The organism is Paracoccus sp. 22332, assembly GCF_052045125.1.
Classification (GTDB): domain Bacteria; phylum Pseudomonadota; class Alphaproteobacteria; order Rhodobacterales; family Rhodobacteraceae; genus Paracoccus; species Paracoccus haematequi_A.
The window spans coordinates 283,914-300,366 of the sequence record NZ_JBQEOI010000001.1; the positions used below are offsets into that span (position 1 = coordinate 283,914).

Annotated in this window: 18 protein-coding genes, 1 tRNA gene, 1 pseudogene and 1 riboswitch; of the genes and pseudogenes, 5 read left to right on the plus strand and 15 right to left on the minus strand. The window is 71.5% G+C overall.

Annotation, left to right across the window (positions count from 1 at the left end; translation table 11 throughout):
• Positions 1 to 154: 154 nt before the first annotated feature.
• The 3 genes from leuB to ACTJI6_RS01370 all read left to right on the plus strand — a co-directional run bounded on the left by leuB (position 155) and on the right by ACTJI6_RS01370 (position 2,362).
• Positions 155 to 1,279 (plus strand): 3-isopropylmalate dehydrogenase, encoded by a 1,125-nt coding sequence (gene leuB / locus ACTJI6_RS01360; protein ID WP_440797168.1) that lies wholly within the window; start codon positions 155 to 157, stop codon positions 1,277 to 1,279.
• Positions 1,279 to 2,238: a DMT family transporter gene (locus tag ACTJI6_RS01365; protein WP_440797170.1), complete on the plus strand. Its 960-nt coding sequence runs from the start codon at positions 1,279 to 1,281 to the stop codon at positions 2,236 to 2,238. Before leuB ends, ACTJI6_RS01365 begins: the two co-directional genes overlap by 1 nt.
• Before the next feature lie 47 nt (positions 2,239 to 2,285).
• Positions 2,286 to 2,362, plus strand: a tRNA-Pro gene (locus ACTJI6_RS01370).
• Between the two features lie 148 nt (positions 2,363 to 2,510).
• On the opposite strand, the gene ACTJI6_RS01375 is transcribed toward ACTJI6_RS01370, so the two are convergent.
• From ACTJI6_RS01375 to ACTJI6_RS01385, 3 genes and pseudogenes are all read right to left on the minus strand, one after another.
• On the minus strand, positions 2,511 to 2,669 hold the full coding sequence (locus ACTJI6_RS01375; RefSeq protein ID WP_440797172.1) for a hypothetical protein: 159 nt from the start codon (positions 2,667 to 2,669) through the stop codon (positions 2,511 to 2,513).
• Positions 2,670 to 2,722: 53 nt separating this feature from the next.
• On the minus strand, positions 2,723 to 2,899 hold the full coding sequence (locus tag ACTJI6_RS01380; protein ID WP_440797174.1) for a hypothetical protein: 177 nt from the start codon (positions 2,897 to 2,899) through the stop codon (positions 2,723 to 2,725).
• 193 nt (positions 2,900 to 3,092) lie between these two features.
• Positions 3,093 to 3,257: pseudogene (locus ACTJI6_RS01385) on the minus strand (IS5/IS1182 family transposase); the annotation flags it as partial.
• A 222-nt stretch (positions 3,258 to 3,479) separates the two neighbouring features.
• Between ACTJI6_RS01385 and cobF the strand changes: the two are divergent.
• Positions 3,480 to 4,271, plus strand: coding sequence for a precorrin-6A synthase (deacetylating) (gene cobF / locus ACTJI6_RS01390; RefSeq protein WP_440797176.1), 792 nt, complete (start codon positions 3,480 to 3,482; stop codon positions 4,269 to 4,271).
• On the opposite strand, the gene ACTJI6_RS01395 is transcribed toward cobF, so the two are convergent.
• The 7 genes from ACTJI6_RS01395 to cbiE form a co-directional block, all read right to left on the minus strand.
• Positions 4,248 to 4,985, minus strand: a complete 738-nt coding sequence (locus ACTJI6_RS01395) for a CbtA family protein (protein WP_440797178.1) — start codon at positions 4,983 to 4,985, stop codon at positions 4,248 to 4,250. The genes cobF and ACTJI6_RS01395 overlap by 24 nt on opposite strands.
• Positions 4,985 to 5,155, minus strand: coding sequence for a CbtB domain-containing protein (locus tag ACTJI6_RS01400; protein WP_241232710.1), 171 nt, complete (start codon positions 5,153 to 5,155; stop codon positions 4,985 to 4,987). The genes ACTJI6_RS01395 and ACTJI6_RS01400 overlap by 1 nt, the downstream gene beginning before the upstream one ends.
• Positions 5,156 to 5,187: 32 nt before the next feature.
• Positions 5,188 to 5,370: riboswitch (cobalamin riboswitch) on the minus strand.
• Between the two features lie 19 nt (positions 5,371 to 5,389).
• Positions 5,390 to 5,704, minus strand: a complete 315-nt coding sequence (locus tag ACTJI6_RS01405; protein WP_440797180.1) for a DUF1636 family protein — start codon at positions 5,702 to 5,704, stop codon at positions 5,390 to 5,392.
• A complete protein-coding gene (locus tag ACTJI6_RS01410) occupies positions 5,701 to 6,999 on the minus strand; it encodes a cobyrinate a,c-diamide synthase (protein ID WP_440797182.1) in 1,299 nt (432 codons plus the stop codon). Before ACTJI6_RS01410 ends, ACTJI6_RS01405 begins: the two co-directional genes overlap by 4 nt.
• Positions 6,996 to 7,769, minus strand: a complete 774-nt coding sequence (gene cobM, locus ACTJI6_RS01415; protein ID WP_440797184.1) for a precorrin-4 C(11)-methyltransferase — start codon at positions 7,767 to 7,769, stop codon at positions 6,996 to 6,998. The genes ACTJI6_RS01410 and cobM overlap by 4 nt, the downstream gene beginning before the upstream one ends.
• Entirely contained in the window at positions 7,766 to 8,128 is a 363-nt protein-coding gene (locus ACTJI6_RS01420) for a cobalamin biosynthesis protein (protein WP_440797186.1), read from the minus strand. The genes cobM and ACTJI6_RS01420 overlap by 4 nt, the downstream gene beginning before the upstream one ends.
• The gene (gene cbiE / locus ACTJI6_RS01425) at positions 8,125 to 9,306 is read right to left on the minus strand and encodes a precorrin-6y C5,15-methyltransferase (decarboxylating) subunit CbiE (RefSeq protein ID WP_440797188.1); all 1,182 of its coding nucleotides are present in this window, start codon (positions 9,304 to 9,306) and stop codon (positions 8,125 to 8,127) included. The genes ACTJI6_RS01420 and cbiE overlap by 4 nt, the downstream gene beginning before the upstream one ends.
• Between cbiE and ACTJI6_RS01430 the strand changes: the two genes are divergently transcribed.
• On the plus strand, positions 9,305 to 10,045 hold the full coding sequence (locus ACTJI6_RS01430) for a cobalt-precorrin-6A reductase (RefSeq protein ID WP_440797190.1): 741 nt from the start codon (positions 9,305 to 9,307) through the stop codon (positions 10,043 to 10,045). The two genes, cbiE and ACTJI6_RS01430, sit on opposite strands and share 2 nt — an antisense overlap.
• On the opposite strand, the gene cobJ is transcribed toward ACTJI6_RS01430, so the two are convergent.
• Genes cobJ through cobN form a run of 5 tightly spaced genes read right to left on the minus strand, consistent with a single transcriptional unit; the run spans position 10,024 to position 16,453 of the window.
• Positions 10,024 to 10,758, minus strand: a complete 735-nt coding sequence (cobJ, locus tag ACTJI6_RS01435) for a precorrin-3B C(17)-methyltransferase (RefSeq protein ID WP_440797192.1) — start codon at positions 10,756 to 10,758, stop codon at positions 10,024 to 10,026. The genes ACTJI6_RS01430 and cobJ overlap by 22 nt on opposite strands.
• Positions 10,755 to 11,468 (minus strand): precorrin-2 C(20)-methyltransferase, encoded by a 714-nt coding sequence (gene cobI, locus ACTJI6_RS01440; protein ID WP_126154085.1) that lies wholly within the window; start codon positions 11,466 to 11,468, stop codon positions 10,755 to 10,757. The genes cobJ and cobI overlap by 4 nt, the downstream gene beginning before the upstream one ends.
• Entirely contained in the window at positions 11,468 to 12,097 is a 630-nt protein-coding gene (locus tag ACTJI6_RS01445) for a precorrin-8X methylmutase (RefSeq protein ID WP_440797194.1), read from the minus strand. Before ACTJI6_RS01445 ends, cobI begins: the two co-directional genes overlap by 1 nt.
• The gene (locus ACTJI6_RS01450; RefSeq protein ID WP_440797196.1) at positions 12,081 to 13,208 is read right to left on the minus strand and encodes a cobalamin biosynthesis protein CobG; all 1,128 of its coding nucleotides are present in this window, start codon (positions 13,206 to 13,208) and stop codon (positions 12,081 to 12,083) included. Before ACTJI6_RS01450 ends, ACTJI6_RS01445 begins: the two co-directional genes overlap by 17 nt.
• Positions 13,205 to 16,453, minus strand: coding sequence for a cobaltochelatase subunit CobN (cobN, locus tag ACTJI6_RS01455; protein WP_440797198.1), 3,249 nt, complete (start codon positions 16,451 to 16,453; stop codon positions 13,205 to 13,207). Before cobN ends, ACTJI6_RS01450 begins: the two co-directional genes overlap by 4 nt.

A 16,453-nucleotide genomic window follows, 5' to 3' on the forward strand; every position in this document is an offset into this window, starting at 1 on the left:
GTGCAAGACGTGCAATTCGCCCGCAACCGGGAACCTGCGCGTGCCAAGGTCCAGCCGGGGGGCCGGCTCGGCGCGGACCGCGCCCTGCCCGAACTTGACCCCGCGGCGGCCCTTGGCTAGTGCCGCAGGGGCATCGCGCCCGTAAGGAGGAACCATGTCCGACAGCTATTCCCTGCTTATCCTGCCCGGCGACGGGATCGGTCCCGAGGTCATGGCCGAGGTGGTCAAGGTCATCGACTGGTTTTCCGCCAATCGCGGCATGTCCTTCGATGTCCGCCATGGGCTGGTCGGCGGGTCGTCCTATGACGCGCATGGGGTGCCGCTGACGGACGACACCATGGCGCTGGCGCAATCGGTCGACGCGGTGCTGCTGGGCGCGGTCGGCGGGCCGAAATACGACACGCTGGATTTCAGCCTCAAGCCCGAACGCGGGCTGCTGCGCCTGCGCAAGGAAATGGATCTGTATGCCAACCTGCGCCCGGCGCAATGCTTCGACGCTCTGGCCGATTTTTCGTCGCTGAAACGGGACGTGGTGGCCGGGCTGGATATCCTGATCGTGCGCGAACTGACCAGCGGGGTCTATTTCGGCGAGCCGCGCGGCATCCATGCCGACGACAACAACCCCGACAACGAAGGCGGCCGCGTCGGCATCAATACCCAGCGTTACACCAGCGGCGAAATCCGCCGCGTCGCCCGGTCGGCCTTCGAACTGGCGCGCAAGCGGTCGAACCGGGTCTGCTCGATGGAAAAGGCCAATGTGATGGAATCCGGCATCCTCTGGCGCGAAGAGGTGCAGTGGGTCCATGACAACGAATACCCCGACGTGGAGCTGTCGCACATGTATGCCGACAACGGCGCCATGCAGCTGGTCCGCAACCCGCGCCAGTTCGACGTGATCGTCACCGACAACCTGTTCGGCGACCTGCTGTCGGACGCGGCGGCGATGCTGACCGGATCGCTGGGGATGCTGCCATCGGCCAGCCTGGGGGCGCCGATGGCGAACGGCCGGCCCAAGGCGATGTACGAACCCGTCCACGGCAGCGCCCCCGACATCGCGGGGCAGGGCAAGGCCAACCCGATCGCCTGCATCCTGTCCTTCGCGATGGCGCTGCGCTATTCCTTCGACGAGGGCCGGGCGGCGTCCGACCTGGAACGCGCGGTGGAGCGGGTTCTGGCCGACGGCGTGCGCACCGCCGACCTGATGGGGCCCGACGGCGGCACCCCGGTTTCGACCTCGCAGATGGGCGACCGCATCGTCGCGACCCTGTCCCAGGGCTGATGGAGGGCGCGTCAAACGTCCGCGGTGCGGCCCTGGCCCTGCTGGCCATGGGCCTCTATGCGACGCATGACGTGGTGATCAAGACGCTGGGCACGCAGTATCCCGCCTTGCAGGTGCTGTTCTTTTCGTCGCTGCTGTCCTTTCCGCTGGTGATGGTCATCATCATGCGCGATCCCACCCCCGGCACGCTGCGCCCGGCCAATCCCGGATGGGTCGCGGCCCGCACCGTGGTGGGGGTGATTGCCGGGATGGGCAGCTTCTTCGCGTTCTCGCAGCTGCCGCTGGCGCAGGTCTATGCGATCCTGTTCGCCGCGCCGCTGCTGGTGACGATCCTGTCGATCCCGATCCTGGGCGAACGGGTCGGGATGCACCGCTGGCTGGCGGTCGTGGCGGGCCTGGCGGGCGTTCTGATCGTGCTGCGCCCCGGCGCGCAGCCCTTGGGGCTGGGTCATGCGGCCGCGCTGGCGGCGGCCATGGGATCGGCGATGACCGCGGTGATCCTGCGCAAGCTGGGCCGGTCGGAACGCCCGCTGGTCCTGCTGATGTGGCCGATGCTGGGCAACTTCCTCGCTACCGGCGCGTCCCTGGCCATCGAATACCGGCCGATGGCGCTGCCGCATCTGGCGCTGGCCGGGGTGATCGCCTGTCTGGGACTGATCGCGGGATTCCTGCTGATCCTCGCCTATCGCGCCGGAGAGGCCGCGATCGTCGCGCCCATGCAGTATTCGCAGATCCTCTGGGCCACGACCTATGGCTGGATCTTCTTCGACGAGGTTCTGGATCTGCCCACCGTCCTGGGCGCCACGGTGATCATCGGGTCGGGTATCTATATCGTCTGGCGCGAAGGCAGAGGCGGCAATTCCGCCAACCGCCCCGTGATCGCCTCGCGCATCCGCGCGGAGACGGTAACGGCGCCCCGCACCTCGCTGCTGCAAAGAATATGGCCGCCGCGCCCCTGACGGGGCTTGCATTCGCCCGCAGCCCGCGCTACCTGCCCCACCACGGTCGGAGCGTAGCGCAGCCTGGTAGCGCACCTGCTTCGGGAGCAGGGGGTCGGAGGTTCGAATCCTCTCGCTCCGACCAGTTATTGACTGATAAGGGGCGGATAGTTCTGCCTTTTTGATTACGGAAGTTGCCTCGCGATCAGGCTGAATACCTCATAAATCATTGGAATAGATCGCAGTAGTGCCACCCGCACCCCACAGGATATCGTGGCTGCAACGTTCACACCTCAGCTAAGCAAAGCCAGAGCAGAGCCGAGGGTGACGCCCAGAACAACAATTGCGGCGCCCGCCAGCATAGTCTGCCAGACAGGTCGTTCGCGGATACGTGCGGTGTCTCTAATGATCGCGGCAATCTCGGCGCGTATCAGTGCGTCGGTTTCGCTCATGCTCGCCCCTCAACCTGGCCCATGGTTTGTAAGATCCAAGCCTCTACCGACCCTCAGTCCTCGCCCCACATATCATCCATGAGCGCCTTGTCGGCCTCGAAGGAGGCTGCAACTCTGGCGCCGAAACCAGCCTGTTCCGCCCGTTTCAGGATCTCGTGCACGCGCTTTACAAGCCCCGCTATCAACTGCGGAGAAGAGCATTGGCCTGGCTGACGGCTGTCATTGTCCATGTGGGGACCTGGATCTGACGCTTGTTCGCTTCCAAGACATAGAACTCGTTCGGCAGAATACCGGTGTGAAATTCGATGACCGGCTTTTTGTAGGCGCTGTATTGCGCGAGATTCGCAAAGGATTCGAGTGACTTGGTCCAGCCGTCATCCTGGTCAATGTAGAAGGGTAAAAAAGCATAGGCGGGCAGGCGTGCCGCAGATCGGTGACGAACTCCGCGGCATCATATCCCTTGTCGGCGCCGAGCGTCAGCCTCCGGCTCGAGCCCGGCGAATGGCGGTGGATCATATCGATCGCGGCCTGCCGCCCGGCGCGGCCCGTAGCGCGGGTGAGATCGGCTTCGACGATCAGTCCGCTGCGCAATCGGCATGTTCCTCAAACCGATGGCGGAACATGCCTCATATCCATGAGCCCAGCCCGCACAGATCATCGCATGGTCATTGTGGCGACGAGCGCATCAGGCCGTAGCGAAACGCTCTCATATCAAATTAAAAACGAAACTGTAATGGTAGGAAGGCCGCTTGACCGCCGCCGGAGCCGCGGTCAGAAGCGCCTTGCATGGTCCAGGGCGGGGCATCGGGGATGGAACTTTGGCTTATCGGCATCGGCATGGGACGGGTCGCGCATCTGACGCTTGAGGCCGTCGCGGCGATCAACCGTGCCGATCTGATCCTGATTCCCCGCAAGGGCGAGGAGAAGGCGGAACTGGCCCAGGCGCGGCGCCGGATCTGCGACGAGGTGCTGACCAATCCGCAAACGGTGCTGGCGGAATTCGACCTGCCGGTTCGGGATGCCTCGGGCGGGTATGAAGGCGGCGTGCTGGACTGGCACGAGGCGATCGCCGGTTGCTGGGAGAGGGTAATCGCGGTCCATCCCGGTGCGCTGCGGGTGGCGCTGCTGATCTGGGGGGATCCGGCTCTCTATGACAGTTCGCTGCGCATTGCGGCGCGGCTGGCGGACCGGCGGGCCATGACCGTCCATGTGGTGCCGGGGATCATGTCGCTGCAAGGGCTGACGGCGGCCCATGCGATCCCCCTGAACGAGATCGGCGCGCCCTTCCTTGTCACCACCGGGCGGCGGCTGCGCGACGAGGGCTGGCCGGCGGGCGTCGATACGCTGGTGGTGATGCTGGATGGCATGAACAGCTTCCAGACGCTGGATCCCGCCGGGGTCCGCATCTGGTGGGGCGCCTATGTCGGAATGCCGGACCAGATCGTCGAGGCAGGCCCGCTGTCCGAGGCTGGACCGCGCATCGTCGCTGCGCGGCAGGCAGCCCGCGACAGGCACGGGTGGATCATGGATATCTATCTGCTGCGGCGCGATCCCGGCGCCGGGGCGCCGGGACGGGGATCAGGCGCGGCCGCGCGACCATAGGGTGGTCGTCAGCAGGCCCAGGGCGACCCAGGCCACCAGGCCCACGCCCAGGGCGCGGCCCGCGAACTGGGCGGCAAGCTCGGGCGGGGTGGGGCCGGTCAGTTCGGCCGGGTGCGGCGCGCCGACCAGGTGGGGCAGGGCGGCCAGGACGATGGCGGGCGCCCATTCGGCCCAGGACTTGCCGAAGGCGATCAGCCACAGCGCGACAGCGGACAGGGCGACGGTGGCCAGCCACCAGATCTCGCGCTGCGTGATGTCGGCGGCGGCCATGCCGGGCAGTTCCGGGGCAAGGCCGAAGGCGGGCGCAAGCTGCACCGCGACAAAACCCGCGACGCCCCACAGCAGCCCCTGGCGCGCGGTGACGGCATGGCCGCGGTTTTCGGCCAGCGCGATGGCGGCCACCAGCAGCAGCGCATAGCCGGCATAGACCAGGATCGAGAACAGCACCGACAATCCGTCGCGGCTCAGGTCGAGGCCGCCCATGTCGGGATGGGCCGCAGCGGCGGCGCCTTCGGCGTGATCATGGTCATGGGCAGTGTCCGCCGCGTCGTGGTGATGGTGGTCACTGGGCGCCGCGAAATGGGTCAGTTCGCCGCCTTCGTAAAGTTCGGCGTGCAGCAGGACGGGCTGGACAAAGCCCAACTGCAACAGGGCGGCAATCAGCCCTGCGGCAGCACCAGCGATCAGGGCGCTGGACAAAAGACGCGACAGCATCAGTGGCAGGGAAAGCCGGTGGCGTGGCGCACGTCATGGGCGGCGTCGTGCAGCGTCTCGGACTGCGCGAGGCCGGCCGTGAAGACCAGAACCGCGCCGATGGCGGCCACGATGAAGATGTCGCGCAGCGATGTGGAAACCGCGGCCGATGCGCGGGAAAGCGTCGTCATGTCGTCCCTCCTTGCCGTCATCCCCGACGGCGGATTGCGTTTCGCGCTAGGTCGGTCTCCTGACTCGCAGGTCGCTGCCTTTCCTGCCTTCCCATGGCGCGGGGCCACAGTGGCGTGCCGGATCGGCTCTCTGCTCACAGTCGCGGGGGCGGTCGGGTTGGTGATCCCTGTTCCCATGCAGCCTTGCGGGCCGCACCTTGCACACCGCCAGACTGGCACCGCCGGGGCCGACGGTCAAGCGTCGGGAATGCGCGCCAGAACCTTGAAGCGCAGCGGACCCAGCGGGCGCGCATCGCGGATCTCTCCGCCCGGCGCGGCGTGGTAGAGATCCAGGAACCGGCGCAGCCGCTGGCCGTCGCCGCCGTCCACCGGCCCGAACAGATAGGCCATCCGCCCCGGCGCCCTGACCGCCACGGAGCCGCCGCTGCGGCAGCCGGACATGCACCCCGCCGCGCGCACCGTGCAGGCGGTCCCGCCAAGCGCGGCCCGGATCGCCGCCAGCCTGTTTGCCCCGCCGGGGCATTCGGCGCAGACGAAGACGCAGGTCATGCGGCCTGCGCGATCAGGTGGAAGAAGGTGCCGGTGACGCGGCCGCGCCGCGATCCAGTTTCCGCCACCGCCGCGCCGTCGGCATCCTCCACCTGGGCCAGGGCGGCATCCGGCTGGTCGAGGATGGCGGAATAATGGAACTCGTGCCCCCGCAGCCGCGTCCCGGCGGGCAGGCCCGGCATCGGATCCGACAGCCGCGCCAGCCGATAGCCCAGATGCATCCGCCGTTGTTGATAGCTGGTGACCAGCCCCAGCAGCCCGGCCATCGGATGGCTGGTCCCGGCCGCGTCGATCAGCGCCCGGCCCAACACCATGTAGCCGCCGCATTCACCATGCACCGGACGGGTGGCCGCAAAGCGGCGCAGCCCGTCCAGGAACCGGGCCGCGCCCGCGATCCGCCCGGCATGCAGTTCGGGATAGCCCCCCGGCAGCCAGCAGACATCCGCGTCCGGCGGCGGCTGATCGGCCAGAGGAGAGAACGTCAGCACCTCGGCCCCCTGCCGCAGCCAGCCGTCCAGAAGATGCGGATAGACAAAGGAAAACGCCTGATCCTGCGCCAACGCGATCCGCTGGCCGGGCGGCGGCACCGGGCGCCCGCCGGTCCCCGGCACGGCACCGCCCCGCGCTGCGGCCCGGACGGCGTCCAGATCGACATGGGCGCGCAGGAAGGCCGCATAGGAGCGGATCGCGGTTTCCAGATCCGGGTGTTCCGCCGCCTGCACCAGGCCCAGATGCCGTTCCGGGATGGTCAGGTCGCCGCGCCGGGGCAGTGCCCCCAGGACGGGGATGCCCCGCGCCTGGAAGGCCAGGCGGCACAGCCGTTCGTGCCGGGCCGAGGCGACGCGGTTCAGGATCACCCCCGCCACCCGCACATCGTCGCGGAACCCGGCCATGCCCAGGGTCAGGGCCGCCGCCGTCTGCGCCTGGCCCGAGACATCCAGCACCAGCAGCACCGGCCAGCCAGTCAGCGCGGCGATGTCGGCGCTGGCGCCGTTGCCGGTCTCGCCGTCCGCCGCCACGCCGTCGAACAGGCCCATCGACCCCTCGGCCAGGGCGAAGCCGTCCGCCCGCGCCAGTTGCGTCGTCAGCAGGCCCATGGGCATCGCCCAGCTGTCCAGATTGAAGGACGCCCGCCCGCAGGCCGCGCGGTGAAACGCCGGGTCGATATAGTCGGGGCCGCATTTGAACGGCTGCACGGCCAAGCCGTCCTCGGCCAGGCAGCGCAGCAGGCCCAGCATCACCGTGGTCTTGCCGCTGCCCGACCGCGCGGCCGAGACGATCAGCCCCGCCGTCACGGCGTCACCGCGTCGCCGCGCCCGCCGCGAAAGCGCCGGTCGTAATCGGCGGCGTACAGGCGGCTGTCGTCGAATCCCTCTTGCGCAAGGGCGCGGCCGACCAGGATCAGGGCGGTGCGCTCGATCCCGTCGCCGACCTGCGCGGCGATGTCGGCCAGGGTGCCGCGCACCAGCCGCTGGTCGGGCCAGCTTGCCCGCCAGACGACGGCCGCCGGGCAGTCGGCGCCGTAATGGGGGATCAGTTCGGCTGCGACCTGGGCCAGCCGGTGGATCGACAGATGCAGCGCCAGGGTCGCGCCCGTCGCGGCGAAGGCGGCAAGGCTTTCGCCCTGCGGCATGGCCGAGGCGCGGCCCGCCGTGCGGGTCAGCACCACGCTTTGCGCAAGGCCCGGCAGGGTCAGTTCCGCCCCCAGGGCGGCGGCGGCGGCGGCAAAGGACGGCACGCCCGGCGTCACCGTATAGGGGATCCCCGCCGCGCGCAGGCGGCGCAACTGTTCGCCCATGGCCGACCAGACGGACAGATCGCCCGAATGCAGCCGCGCCACGTCAAGGCCGCGCTCATGTGCCGCTGCGATCTGGGCCATGATGGCGTCCAGGTCCAGCGGGGCGGTGTCGACGATCCGGCAGCCGGGCGGGCAATGGGCCAGCACCGCCGGGGGGATCAGCGACCCGGCATAGAGACAGACGGGCGATGCCGCGATCAGGTCGCGCCCGCGCAGCGTCAGCAGGTCGGGGGCGCCGGGACCGGCGCCGATGAAATGGACGGTCATGGATCGACTCCTTCCGCGACGGCGGCGGTCGCCATGCGGTCCTGGCTGATGGTGCGGGGCGCCAGCAGGCGCGCGCCAGGCCCGGCGGCGATCAGCGCGCAGGCTTCGGCGACGCTGCCGGTGCGGTGGGTGCGCAGCGACGGCGGGCCTTGCGTGGGGGTCGGTGTGCGGGCCAGCGCATCGGGCGGGATCAGGGTCAGGGCCAGACCGGACGCGGCCAGTTCGGCGGCCAGCGGATCGGCCGCCTTGACTGCCGGAATGGCGATCCGCGTCAGCCCGCCGCCTCCGGCGCGGCGCAGCGCATCGCGGACCGAATCCAGCGTGGCCCCGCTGCGAAATCCGACGCCTGCATGTCTCATCGCGTCACGCTCCATTGCACGACCGGATAGCTTGCCTTCCAGCCTCGCCTGCGCCCCAGCGGCGCGGCCTCGGACAGTTCTATCCGCAGCAGGCTGCCGCCTTGGGCATGGTGCCAGGCGGCCAGCAGCGCCTCGGTTTCCAGGGTCACGGCGTGGGCGACAAGGCGGCACCCCGCGGGCAGACGGTCCCACAGCGCGGCCAGCAGGGCGTCGTCGCCGCCGCCGCCGACAAAGACGGCATCGGGGGGCGGCAGTCCGTCCAGCAGGTCCAGGGCCTCTCCCGCCCGGATCGCCAGCCGCCCCGCGCCCAGCCGGTCGGCGTTCCCGCGCGCCCGTTCGGCGCGTGCCGCGTCCCGCTCGATCGCGACGGCGCGGCAGGACGGGTCGGCCAGCAGCCATTCGATCCCCACCGATCCCGACCCGGCGCCGATGTCCCACAGCATCTCGCCGGGGCGCGGCGCCAGGGCCGACAGCGCCAGGGCGCGGACCGGCCGTTTGGTGATCTGGCCGTCATGGTCGAACCAGTCATCCGCCAGGCCCGAGGCGCGGGGCATGACCCGGCCCGCGCCCTGGACCGTCACGGCGACCGCGACCAGGGCGCCTATATCGGCCAGGTCCAGCGCCTCGGCGCGGGCATGGCGGATCCGTTCGCGCGCGCCGCCCAGATGCTCCATGACCGCCAGGGCGCTGTCCCCGAACCCCTCGGCCGCCAGCCAGCGGGCCAGCTCGGCCACTGCCGCGCCGTCGCGCAGCGTCAGGATCGCGCGACGGCCCGGCGCGAGATGTGGGCGCAGTCCCCCCAGCGGCGCGGCGTGCAGGCCCAGGCACAGCGTGTCCTCGATCCGCCAGCCCATGCGCGCGGCGGCCAGGGAAAAGACCGAGGGCGCGGGGAAGGCCCGCCATTCGCCGGGCGCCAGGGCGGCCGCAAGCGTGCCGCCCGCGCCGTGCCAGAACGGATCCCCGGATGCCAGGACCGCCACCGGCTGCCCGCGCAGGGCCAGCACCGGGGCGATGGAAAAGGGCACCGGCCAGGGGCGGCGGTCGGGATGGTCGATCATCGCCAGATGACGCGGCCCGCCGAACACCGCCGCCGCCGATCGCAGCGCATGGCGGCTTGCGGCGGACAGACCGTCCGGGCCATCCTCGCCGATACCGATGATGGAAAGCCATTCAGCCATGACGACCCTGATCCTTGGCGGCACGACCGAGGCCAGTCGCCTTGCCGCGGCGATGGCCCAGCGGGGGATGGCCGCGATCCTGTCCTATGCGGGCCGGGTCCAGTCGCCCCGCCCGCAGCCGGTGCCGGTGCGGGTGGGCGGCTTCGGCGGGGCCGCAGGGCTGGCCGACTGGCTGCGGGCGAACCGGATCGCCCGGATCGTCGATGCGACCCATCCCTTTGCCGCGCGGATCAGCCGCAACGCGGTGGCGGCAAGCGCGCTGACCGGCCTGCCGCTGCTGGCGCTGGAGCGGCCCGCATGGCAGCCCGGTCCAGGCGACGACTGGACCGAGGTGGCCGACATGGCCGCGGCGGCGCGCGCCCTGGACGGCCCGCCGCGCCGGGTGTTCCTGTCCATCGGCCGCCAGCAGCTTGCGGATTTCAGGGGTCAGGCGCAGCACCATTATCTGCTGCGTCTGGTGGACCGTCCCGACGATCCGCTGCCGCTGCCGGATGCGACCGTGGTGATCGCGCGCGGACCCTTCGATGTGGCGGGCGACCGGGCGCTGCTGGAAGGCCACCGCATCGACCTGATCGTCGCCAAGAACGCGGGCGGCGGCGGGGCCAGCGCCAAGCTGGCGGCTGCCCGCGCCCTGGGCATTCCGGTGGTGATGATCGCCCGGCCGCCCGTGCCGGATCGCCCCACCGCCGCGACGGTCGAGGATGTGCTGGCCTGGTGTCATGCCGACCTCGGCGTATAGACGAAGCGGCCGACGCGCCGCGTCCGGGACGAGCCGACCAGAACCACCGTGCGCATGTCGGCCATCTCGGCCGTGGCCTGCGACAGGGCGACGGTGCGGATCTGCTGGCCGGGGGTCGAAACGGCGCGGGCGAAGGTGATCAGCCGGCCGGGGCCGCAGATTCCGCGCAGCAGATCCAGCACCGCGCCGAACTGATGCGGGCGGCTGGCCGAGCGGGGATTATAGAAGGCCATCGCGAAATCGGCCTGGACCGCCAGCCGCACGCGTTCCAGCACCAGATCAAGCGGCTTGAGATTGTCCGACAGGTTGATGGCGCAGAAATCATGCCCCAGGGGCGCGCCCGCCGCCGCCGCCGCCGCCAGCATCGCGGTGATCCCCGGCAGCACCCGCAGATCCAGGCCCTGCCAGTCGGCCGGGCCGCGCTCCATCGCCTCGAACACGGCCGAGGCCATGGCGAAGACCCCCGGATCGCCGGACGAGACGACCACCACCCGCCGCCCCATGGCGGCCAGGGTCAACGCCCGCGTGGCGCGGTCCAGTTCCACCCGGTTGTCGGAGGGGTGCAGCACCAGCCCCGCGCGCGGCGCGATGCGGGCGACATAGGGACCATAGCCGATCACGTCGGTGGCCTGGTCCAGGGCGTCCCGCACCTCGGCCGTCATCATCCCGGCGGCGCCGGGGCCAAGCCCCGCGATGACCAGCCAGCCGGTCACGGCCTGCGCCCCTGGCCGTGGATCAGCACGATCGAGAAATAGGGCACCGGCCCCTCGACATCCGCCAGGCGGCGCACCCGCTGGCCCGGCATGGTGCCGTATTCGACCAGCCAGGCCTGGTCCAGCCGTCGGGCGGCGGTCAGCGCCGCACGCAGCCGCCCCAGGTTGCGGCCGATCTTCATCACCACAAGCGCGTCGGTATCGGCGATCCGGCGCGCAAGTTCGGCTTCGGGCAGGGTCGCGGGCAGCACGGTCAGGATGTCGTCGCCCCAGGTGATCGGCTGGCCCGTCGCGGTCCAGCATCCGGCCATGCCGGGGATGCCCGGAACCACCTCGACCAGATCGCGCGGCAGGCGGGCGTGCAGGTGCATGAAGGATCCGAAAAAGAACGGATCGCCTTCGCACAGCACCACCACATCGTCCGTCAGGGCGGCTTCTTGCAGCCGCGCGGCCCAGTCGTCGTAAAAGGCCCGCAGCGCGGCGCCATAGGCGGGATCCTGGACGGCGATTTCGGTGGTGACGGGATATTCCATCGCCAGTTCGACGGCGCCCGCCGGGATCAGCCCCTCGGCGATGCGGCGCGCCTGTCCGGGGCGGCCACCCTTGCGGAAATAGGCGACGACGCGCGCCCGTGTCAGGTGCCGGTGGGCACGCAGGCTCATCAGGTCGGGGTCGCCGGGGCCAAGGCCGATGCACAGGATTTTGCCCATCATTCGACCCGGCTCGCCAGGGCGTTGACCGCAGCGACGGTGATCGCCGACCCGCCAAGCCGTCCGTCCACGATGCACCAGGGCGTGGGGCCGTCGGCCGCCAGGGCAGCCTTGGATTCCGCCGCGCCGATGAAGCCGACCGGGCAGCCGATGATCGCGGCGGGACGCGGGCAGGCCGGATCCTCCAGCATGTTCAGCAGGTGGAACAGCGCGGTCGGCGCATTGCCGATGGCGACGACCGCGCCCGCCAGATGCGGCCGCCACAGTTCCAGCGCGGCGGCCGAACGGGTCGTGCCCAGGCTGGCGGCCAGGCCGGGAACCTCGGGCGCGTGCAGGGTGCAGAGGACGGGGTTCGCGGCGGGCAGGCGGGCGCGGGTGATCCCCTCGCTGACCATGCGCGCGTCGCAGAGGATCGGCGCGCCCCCTTCCAGCGCCCGGCGCGCGGCGATGGCGAAGCCGGGGGCAAAGCGGATATGCGCCGCAAGATCCACCATCCCGCAGGCATGGATCATGCGGACGGCGACGATCTCCTCGTCGGGGGCAAAGCGCGACAGGTCGGCCTCGGCGCGGATGGTCGCGAAAGAGGCGCGATAGATCGCGGCGCCGTCGGTTTCATAAAGATGGGGCATGGGGGTCTTTCAGCAGAGCGGCAATGTCGGCGGGATCCAGGCTGCGGCGCTGCGGCGGATCGCCGGGACGGCCGCCGCGCAGCAGATCGAAGCGGCCGTCTCGTCCGGTCAGCACCAGGTCGGCGGGCCGGGGATGGGCGCAGCCCTTGGCGCATCCGGCGACATGCAGGACCGCGCCCGGCGGCACCAGGGGCGCAAGGTCGCGGGCAAGGCGCATCGTCTCGACGCTGGCCGAGGGGCAACGGGGCTTGCCCACGCAGACCGCCACCCGCAGGCGCGGATCGTCCGGGTGGGTGATGGCCTGGGGATGCGGGGGCGGCGACGCGGACTCGATGACCAGCGACCGCCAGGGGGTCGGCCGCGCGGGCGCGACGGCGACGGCGCGCAGCGCATCCGTGGCCATCCGCCCGAAAGGCGCGGCGACGCAGGTGCCCGGCGCGGCCGGGCCGGGCCGCAGCGGCGGGGTCGTCAGGGGCGCGGCATCGGCGGCCAGCGGCGGGTGCGCGCCGCCGCCCACCAGCAGTCCCATCCGCCGCGCGCCGGGCTGCGCCGCGAACCAGTGCGCCAGCGCGACAAGGCGGGTCACGGCCCGCGCGGCGGGGACCGCTTGGCCGCGCGCCATGCCCTCGGCGCGCAGGATCAGGCCCGATGACGACCGCTCGATCCGCAGGTCGGCCGATGCGCCGGTCAGGATCGCCGCCGGGCCGGTGTCGATCGCAAAGCCGAACTTGGCGGGCAGGGGCGGCAATTCGGCCAGGCGCGCCGCCAGTTCGGCCGCCAGGGCCATCGTGGGATCGCCCTGTGTCCAGATCGGCGACACCAGGATGTTGCGGCGCGTCTCCTGCGCGGGATCGGTGTCGATCAGATCCAGCCGCCGCAGATCCGCCTGGACGGCCTCCAGATCGGCAGGCGCGACCGCGCGCAGTTGCAGGTTCGCCCGGCTGGTCAGCGTGACCGCGCCGTCGCCGAACCGCTCTGCCAGATCGGCCAGGCCCAGCATCTGCGCGGGCGTCAGCCGCCCGGAACGGGGGCGGACGCGCAGCACCAGCCCGTCGCCGGACGGCATCGGCGTCAGCGCGCCGGGGCACCAGCCCTTGACCCGACCGCTCATCTGATCCCCGCCGCGATGCTGTTGGACCGGCTTTGCCACAGCCCGGCGTCTGCCAGGGCCGCGAATGTCGCCCGCATCGTCTCCTGGGCCTGGGGATTGCTGGCCTCCAGGAAATCCGCCACCCGAGGATCGCCCAGGGTCGCGGCGTGATAGAGATCGAACAGATGCGGCGGCACCACCCCGGCCAGATGCGCGAAGGCCGCCATGTGGTCCAGGGTGGCGGCGATTTCCGCCGCGCCGCGAAAGCCGTGCCGCATCATCGATTCCAGCCAGCGGGGATTGACGGCTCGCGCGCGGACCACGCGCGCGATCTCCTCGGGCAGGGTGCGGGCGCGGGGGGCGTCGGGGCGGGTCGCGTCCAGGTGGTAGAGGGCGGCCTGACCGCCCAGGGTGGCCAGGGCGGCGGCGAAACCGGCCTCGTGGCTGGCGTAATCCTCGGCCATCAGCAGGTCGGTTTCGGGAAGATCCTGAAGGTGGACGAAAGCGTCGGCGCCGCGCAGCCGGGCCTCAAGCATCGCGCGCGCGGGGGCGCCTTCGGCATCGTGGCCCGAGGCGGCAAGCCATGCCTCTCCGGCCGCCTGCCGGGCCTCGGGGGTGAACGGTCCCGTCGCAAGCCCCAGGCCATAGCGGGCGGGGGCGGGGGCGAAGACGCGCGGCCCGGACGGCGCCGCGACATAGGGGTTCATGTCGGCAGCCTCGTCGCGCCGGGCCAGCGCCGCCGTCGCCTGTTCGAACAGCCGGGCCAGGTCGGGGAACACGTCGCGGAACAGGCCCGAGACGCGCAGCGTCACGTCGATGCGCGGCCGGTCCAGCAGCGCCAGCGGCACGATCTGAAATCCGGTGACGCGGCCCGACTGGTCGTCCCAGACCGGCGCCGCCCCGGCCAGGTGCAGCGCCATGGCGAATTCCTCGCCCGCCGTGCGCATGGTGGCCGACCCCCACAGGTTCACCACCAGCCCGCGCGGCCAGTCGCCCTGGTCCTGCAAATGGCGGCGCAGCAGTTCCTCGGCCAGCCTGACGCCCTGCGCATGGGCGGCGGCCGAGGGCACGGCGCGGGGATCGGTGCCGAAAAGATTGCGCCCGGTCGGCAGCACGTCCCTGCGCCCGCGCCAGGGCGATCCCGACGGTCCCGGTTCGATCCGGCGGCCCGCCAGGGCGTCCAGCAGCGCGGCCTTTTCGGCGGCGGCCGAAGCCGCGTCGCCCGTGAAGCCCCGGCCATCGGGCGTGCCGCGCCCCCAGACATGCAGACCTTCGGCGAATTGCGAATCCTTCACGTCGCAGACGAAGCGGTCGATCAGCGGAATCGCCTCGGCCGGGCTGGCATGGCCGGGGATGCCCAGGTCGTCCTCGACCCCGGCCGATTGCGCCTCGGCCCGGATGGCGGCGACCAGCCGGGCCTGGCGGGGGGCGTCCATCCCATCGGCCAGCGAATATTCGTCCAGCAGCCGTTCCAGGCGCAGGAACGGCGCGGGCGTGCCCGAGGGCGCAAGCGGCGGCGGCAGGTGGCCCAGCGTCACCGCGCCCAGCCTGCGACGGGCCTGCGCCGCCTCGCCCGGATCGTTGACGATGAAGGGATAGATCACCGGCAGCGCCCCGGGCAGCGCCCCGGTCAGCGCCTGGGGCCAGCAGGCGGGCGACAGCGCGGCGGCCTTGCCGGGCAGCCATTCCAGCGTGCCATGCGCGCCGATATGGACCAGCGCGTCGGCCTGGTCCTGAAGCCACAGGTAGAAGGCGACATAGGCGTGGCGCGGAGTGCGGGTGGTGTCGTGGTATTCGCCTTCGCGGTCGGCGGGCTGGCCGCGTTCGGGTTGCAGCGCGATCAGCGCGTTGCCGCGCCGGATCGCGGCAAAGGCGAAGGCGCCGCCTTCGATGGCCGCGTCATCCTCGGGCGCGCCATGGACCGTATGCAGGGCCTGGCGCAGGGGGTCCGGCAGGCGGGACAGCGCCCGCCGGTATTCCGCCAGGGGCCAGCGGATGCGGCCGGTCGCAAGCGCCTGTTCCAGCGGCGCCGCGCCCGCGTCCTGTCCCAGATCGGCCAGCATCGCCTGGGCCGAGGCGATGGCGTCCAGGCCCACCGCATGGGCCATCCGATGCGCCTTGCCGGGATAGGTGGACAGGATCAGGGCGACGCGCCGCCGCGCGGGCGGGGTCGTGGACAGCCGGTGCCAGCCCGCCACCCGGTCCACGGCGGCCGCGACCTGGGCCGGATCGGCGCGGTGCCGGGCGCGGGCGAATTGCAGGTCGGAATCCCACGCGGCGGCATCCTTGAACGAGATCGCCCCGGCGCCGATGCGACCGTCGACCTCGGGCAGGGCGATGTGCATCGCCAGGTCGGAGGGCGATACGCCGCGATCCGATCCGGCCCAGGCGCGGCGGTCGTTGGTCGCATGGATCACCTGGAAGACCGGCGCCCCGGCGGCGTCCAGCGGCGATCCCTTGTCCGAGCGCGCCGAAAAGGCGGTGGCGTTGACGATGGCGGCCGGGGCAAGGCCGGGCAGCGTGGCGCGCAGCCAGTCCGCCGCGGCCCTGTCCTTGAGGCTGGGCAGGAACAGGCCCGCGGCGCGGAAGCCCCTTGCGTCGAAAGCCGCGATCAGCGCGCCGATTCCATCGGTATCCGCCGCCGCCAGCCAGGCGCGATAGAAGGGGATCGCCACCAGGGGGCCATCGCCGCTGGGCGGACCGTCCGACGGACCCGTGCCGGGATGCCAGAACCCGAAGGGCGGCAGCGCCTTCGGCCCCGCCACCGGCCCCGCATACAGCCCTGCGGCCAGCGCAAGCTGGGCCAGCGCCGCCTGCGCCGCGACCTCTCCGCCCGCATCGCACAGCGCGGTCAGCCGCCGCAGCGTCGACGGCGGCAGGTTCGAGGCCCGGTCCAGCGCCTCGTCCGGGCGGCCGTCCGCAGGCAGAACGGCCAGGGCGATGCCGTTCCGCCGGGCCAGCCGGGACAGCTGTTCCACCCCATAGGACCACCAGGATGCCCCGCCGATCAGCCGGACCAGGATGCCCCTGGCCTGCGACAGGGTGCGCTCGATATAGGTATCGACCGACAGCGGATGCGTCAGCCCCGCAAGGTTCGCCAGCCGCAGCGAGGGCAGCGAGGTCCGCCCCCGGTGCCATCCCGCCGCGAAGGCGCCCAGGTCGCTGTCGGAAAAGGACAGCAGCACCAGATCTGCGGGCGTCTGCCCCAGATCGCGCGGCGCGGCTGCTTCCTCCAGCCCGTGGGTTTCGCGGAACAGGACGTGCAT